The organism is Curvibacter sp. GW821-FHT01G03 (genome assembly GCF_059422285.1).
In genome coordinates, this window is record NZ_JBWKWP010000038.1 from 1 (window position 1) to 5,790 (window position 5,790).

Below are 5,790 nucleotides of genomic sequence, written 5' to 3' on the forward strand. Positions count from 1 at the left end.
AGCCCCAAAGACAAAACCCCCGCCAGTTTCCTGGAGGGGGTTTTGAGGGCTGTAAGAGCCTGACGATGACCTACTTTCACACGGGAACCCGCACTATCATCGGCGCGGAGTTGTTTCACTGTCCTGTTCGGGATGGGAAGGAGTGGGACCAACTCGCTATGGTCATCAGGCATAACTTGGTGCTGGACTGTTGTTGCTCAACAGCCCGGCGAATTCATAGAGTTTGGAATCAGATTTTATTTTTTGTATTGCGTCTTGGCATAACCAGACTTTGAATTGGATTCAAAGTTATAGGGTCAAGCCGCACGAGCAATTAGTATCAGTTAGCTTAACGCATTACTGCGCTTCCACACCTGACCTATCAACGTCCTGGTCTTGAACGACTCTTTAGGGGGGTCAAGCCCCCGGCAGATCTCATCTTGAAACGAGTTTCCCGCTTAGATGCTTTCAGCGGTTATCTCTTCCACACATAGCTACTCGGCAATGCCACTGGCGTGACAACCGATACACCAGAGGTGTGTCCACTCCGGTCCTCTCGTACTAGGAGCAGGCTTCCTCAAATCTGCAGCGCCCACGGAAGATAGGGACCAAACTGTCTCACGACGTTTTAAACCCAGCTCACGTACCTCTTTAAATGGCGAACAGCCATACCCTTGGGACCGGCTACAGCCCCAGGATGAGATGAGCCGACATCGAGGTGCCAAACACCGCCGTCGATATGAACTCTTGGGCGGTATCAGCCTGTTATCCCCAGAGTACCTTTTATCCGTTGAGCGATGGCCCTTCCATACAGAACCACCGGATCACTATGTCCTGCTTTCGCATCTGCTCGACTTGTCAGTCTCGCAGTTAAGCACGCTTATGCCATTGCACTATTAGCACGATGTCCGACCGTACCTAGCGTACCTTCGAACTCCTCCGTTACACTTTGGGAGGAGACCGCCCCAGTCAAACTGCCTACCATGCACTGTCCCCGATCCCGATAAGGGACCTAGGTTAGAACCTCAAACACACCAGGGTGGTATTTCAACGTTGGCTCCATGAGAACTAGCGTCCTCACTTCAAAGCCTCCCACCTATCCTACACAGATCTGTTCAAAGTCCAATACAAAGCTACAGTAAAGGTTCATGGGGTCTTTCCGTCTTTCCGCGGGGAGATTGCATCATCACAAACATTTCAACTTCGCTGAGTCTCAGGAGGAGACAGTGTGGCCATCGTTACGCCATTCGTGCAGGTCGGAACTTACCCGACAAGGAATTTCGCTACCTTAGGACCGTTATAGTTACGGCCGCCGTTTACTGGGACTTCAATCAAGAGCTTGCACCCCATCATTTAATCTTCCAGCACCGGGCAGGCGTCACACCCTATACGTCCACTTTCGTGTTTGCAGAGTGCTGTGTTTTTATTAAACAGTCGCAGCCACCGATTTTTTGCAACCCCTTTGAGCTCCCTCTGTACGAGTTCACCTACTTGGGGCATACCTTCTCCCGAAGTTACGGTATCAATTTGCCGAGTTCCTTCTCCTGAGTTCTCTCAAGCGCCTTAGAATACTCATCTCGCGCACCAGTGTCGGTTTGCGGTACGGTCGTGTGTAGCTGAAGCTTAGTGGCTTTTCCTGGAAGCAGGGTATCACTCACTTCGGCTGCAAGCAGCCTCGTTATCACTCCTCATCTAAGCCCGGCGGATTTGCCTACCAGGCACGACTACAAGCTTGAACCAACATATCCAACAGTTGGCTGAGTTAACCTTCTCCGTCCCCACATCGCACTACACATCGGTACAGGAATATTGACCTGTTTCCCATCAACTACGCATCTCTGCCTCGCCTTAGGGGCCGACTCACTCTACGCCGATGAACGTTGCGTAGAAAACCTTGCGCTTACGGCGAGCGGGCTTTTCACCCGCTTTAACGCTACTCATGTCAGCATTCGCACTTCTGATACCTCCAGCAGGCTTCACAACCCACCTTCACAGGCTTACAGAACGCTCTCCTACCACTTGCAATAAATTGCAAATCCGCAGCTTCGGTAACTGGCTTAGCCCCGTTACATCTTCCGCGCAGGACGACTCGATCAGTGAGCTATTACGCTTTCTTTAAATGATGGCTGCTTCTAAGCCAACATCCTGACTGTTTTAGCCTTCCCACTTCGTTTCCCACTTAGCCAATTTTAGGGACCTTAGCTGGCGGTCTGGGTTGTTTCCCTCTTGAGTCCGGACGTTAGCACCCGGTGCTCTGTCTCCCAAGCTGTACTCGTCGGTATTCGGAGTTTGCATAGGTTTGGTAAGTCGCCATGACCCCCTAGCCTAAACAGTGCTCTACCCCCGACGGTAATACTTGAGGCACTACCTAAATAGTTTTCGGAGAGAACCAGCTATTTCCAAGTTTGTTTAGCCTTTCACCCCTATCCACAGCTCATCCGCTAGTTTTGCAACACTAGTCGGTTCGGACCTCCAGTACCTGTTACGGCACCTTCATCCTGGCCATGGATAGATCACTTGGTTTCGGGTCTACACCCAGCGACTGAACGCCCTATTCGGACTCGATTTCTCTACGGCTTCCCTATTCGGTTAACCTTGCCACTGAATGTAAGTCGCTGACCCATTATACAAAAGGTACGCAGTCACCCTTGCGGGCTCCTACTTTTTGTAAGCATGCGGTTTCAGGATCTATTTCACTCCCCTCCCGGGGTTCTTTTCGCCTTTCCCTCACGGTACTAGTTCACTATCGGTCGATGATGAGTATTTAGCCTTGGAGGATGGTCCCCCCATATTCAGACAGGATTTCTCGTGTCCCGCCCTACTTTTCGCTAGCTCAGTACCACCACGATCTTTTCACATACGGGACTATCACCCACTGTGGTCGACCTTTCCAAGTCGTTCTGTTAAGTTCGTAGCTATCACTAGCAGGCTTCTCCGATTTCGCTCGCCACTACTTTCGGAATCTCGGTTGATGTCTTTTCCTCGAGCTACTGAGATGTTTCAGTTCACCCGGTTCGCCTCGCATGACTATGTATTCATCATGCGATACCTTTCGGTGGGTTTCCCCATTCGGATATCTCCGGATCAAAGCTAATTTGCCAGCTCCCCGAAGCTTTTCGCAGGCTATCACGTCCTTCGTCGCCTATCATCGCCAAGGCATCCACCACATGCTCTTAGTCACTTGACCCTATAACTTTGACGTCTCAAGAATCTTTCAACTCTAAAAACATCTCCATCTATTTCAAGGACTGATGTCAGGTCTTTCACCTGACGCGTTATGCCGTAATGTGAATACTCCTCGATCACAGTCATCGCTGACCACTTTCAAGAAGATTCGTCATTACTGAATTTCAACTTCATACAGCTCTCACCGTACAAACCATTGAATATTCGTTTTGACGCAATCAAAAAATTGTCGCCAGAGGCACGGTCTGCACTAAACCTTTACGAATGTGCAGTTTCCTCTGACAACTCTGATTCGACTCTATGAATTTTTAAAGAACAGCCGTGGCAATCGTCTTTCAACAACCACCTCATCAATCGCACTATCGCAATCAATAACAAAACAACCTGATTCACCATCAAGTCGCTTTGTTATTGAAACACTCTTCAATCAACCATCTTCATTCATTGGTGGAGGATGACGGGATCGAACCGACGACCCCCTGCTTGCAAAGCAGGTGCTCTCCCAGCTGAGCTAATCCCCCGGGATCCCCACAACCAGACATTGGAATCTTGGTGGGTCTAGTTGGGCTCGAACCAACGACCCCCGCCTTATCAAGACGGTGCTCTAACCAGCTGAGCTACAGACCCATTCCACTTCACCGCTCTCGCAGCTCAGCAGACTGTTCCAACAACCGATAAGTGTGGGTGTTCAAATTAAATTGCAAATTTTCCAGAAAGGAGGTGATCCAGCCGCACCTTCCGATACGGCTACCTTGTTACGACTTCACCCCAGTCACGAACCCTGCCGTGGTAATCGCCCTCCTTGCGGTTAGGCTAACTACTTCTGGCAGAACCCGCTCCCATGGTGTGACGGGCGGTGTGTACAAGACCCGGGAACGTATTCACCGCGACATTCTGATCCGCGATTACTAGCGATTCCGACTTCACGCAGTCGAGTTGCAGACTGCGATCCGGACTACGACTGGTTTTATGGGATTAGCTCCCCCTCGCGGGTTGGCAACCCTCTGTACCAGCCATTGTATGACGTGTGTAGCCCCACCTATAAGGGCCATGAGGACTTGACGTCATCCCCACCTTCCTCCGGTTTGTCACCGGCAGTCTCATTAGAGTGCCCTTTCGTAGCAACTAATGACAAGGGTTGCGCTCGTTGCGGGACTTAACCCAACATCTCACGACACGAGCTGACGACAGCCATGCAGCACCTGTGTTACGGTTCTCTTTCGAGCACGAAACCATCTCTGGTAACTTCCGTACATGTCAAAGGTGGGTAAGGTTTTTCGCGTTGCATCGAATTAAACCACATCATCCACCGCTTGTGCGGGTCCCCGTCAATTCCTTTGAGTTTCAACCTTGCGGCCGTACTCCCCAGGCGGTCAACTTCACGCGTTAGCTTCGTTACTGAGTCAGTGAAGACCCAACAACCAGTTGACATCGTTTAGGGCGTGGACTACCAGGGTATCTAATCCTGTTTGCTCCCCACGCTTTCGTGCATGAGCGTCAGTACAGGCCCAGGGGATTGCCTTCGCCATCGGTGTTCCTCCGCATATCTACGCATTTCACTGCTACACGCGGAATTCCATCCCCCTCTGCCGTACTCCAGCTATGCAGTCACTAATGCAGTTCCCAGGTTGAGCCCGGGGATTTCACATCTGTCTTACATAACCGCCTGCGCACGCTTTACGCCCAGTAATTCCGATTAACGCTCGCACCCTACGTATTACCGCGGCTGCTGGCACGTAGTTAGCCGGTGCTTATTCTTACGGTACCGTCATGGGTCCAGCTTATTAGGCCAAACCTTTTCGTTCCGTACAAAAGCAGTTTACAACCCGAAGGCCTTCATCCTGCACGCGGCATGGCTGGATCAGGCTTGCGCCCATTGTCCAAAATTCCCCACTGCTGCCTCCCGTAGGAGTCTGGGCCGTGTCTCAGTCCCAGTGTGGCTGGTCGTCCTCTCAGACCAGCTACAGATCGTCGGCTTGGTGAGCCTTTACCCCACCAACTACCTAATCTGATATCAGCCGCTCCAATCGCGCGAGGTCTTGCGATCCCCCGCTTTCATCCGTAGATCGTATGCGGTATTAGCGTAACTTTCGCTACGTTATCCCCCACGACTGGGCACGTTCCGATACTTTACTCACCCGTTCGCCACTCGCCACCAGGATTGCTCCCGTGCTGCCGTTCGACTTGCATGTGTAAGGCATGCCGCCAGCGTTCAATCTGAGCCAGGATCAAACTCTACAGTTCGATCTTGAATTTTTCGCATGACATCGCTGCCACGCATTACTCATAAAAACGGAATTGAAGTGAACTTCACTTCTATTCTCATGAGTGTTTAAAGTGCTAAGCACTAGTTCCAAAGAACTTGGCAATCGCCTTCAAACACCCACGCTTATCGGCTGTATATTTTTAAGGATCAAACTACTCAGAATCTCTTCTTTTCGCTTCAGCTCGCTGCGATCAGCGAAGCCCTCTATCTTAGCACAGTTTTTAAGTAACTGGCAAAACTTTTTTTCTTTTCTACCTCAGCAGCATCACCATCTGGCAACCACCGCTTTCAGCAGAGCCTCGAATTATACATCGCTTTTTACAGCAGCAAACTCAAAACCAGAAAACTTCTCAAACCAC

The 5,790-nt window shown here is 50.7% G+C and carries 2 tRNA genes and 3 rRNA genes; all 5 read right to left on the reverse strand.

What is annotated here, in order from left to right:
• Window positions 1-57: 57 nt before the first annotated feature.
• Window positions 58-170 (reverse strand): 5S ribosomal RNA (rrf, locus tag AC07VS_RS28615).
• Between the two features lie 122 nt (window positions 171-292).
• A 23S ribosomal RNA gene (locus tag AC07VS_RS28620) occupies window positions 293-3,166 on the reverse strand.
• A gap of 444 nt (window positions 3,167-3,610) precedes the next feature.
• Window positions 3,611-3,686: transfer RNA gene (locus AC07VS_RS28625), tRNA-Ala, on the reverse strand.
• 29 nt (window positions 3,687-3,715) lie between these two features.
• Window positions 3,716-3,792 (reverse strand) — tRNA-Ile (locus AC07VS_RS28630).
• 86 nt (window positions 3,793-3,878) lie between these two features.
• A 16S ribosomal RNA gene (locus AC07VS_RS28635) occupies window positions 3,879-5,409 on the reverse strand.
• The 16S, 23S and 5S rRNA genes sit together here with 2 tRNA genes alongside, the layout of an rRNA operon.
• Between the last annotated feature and the right edge of the window lie 381 nt (window positions 5,410-5,790).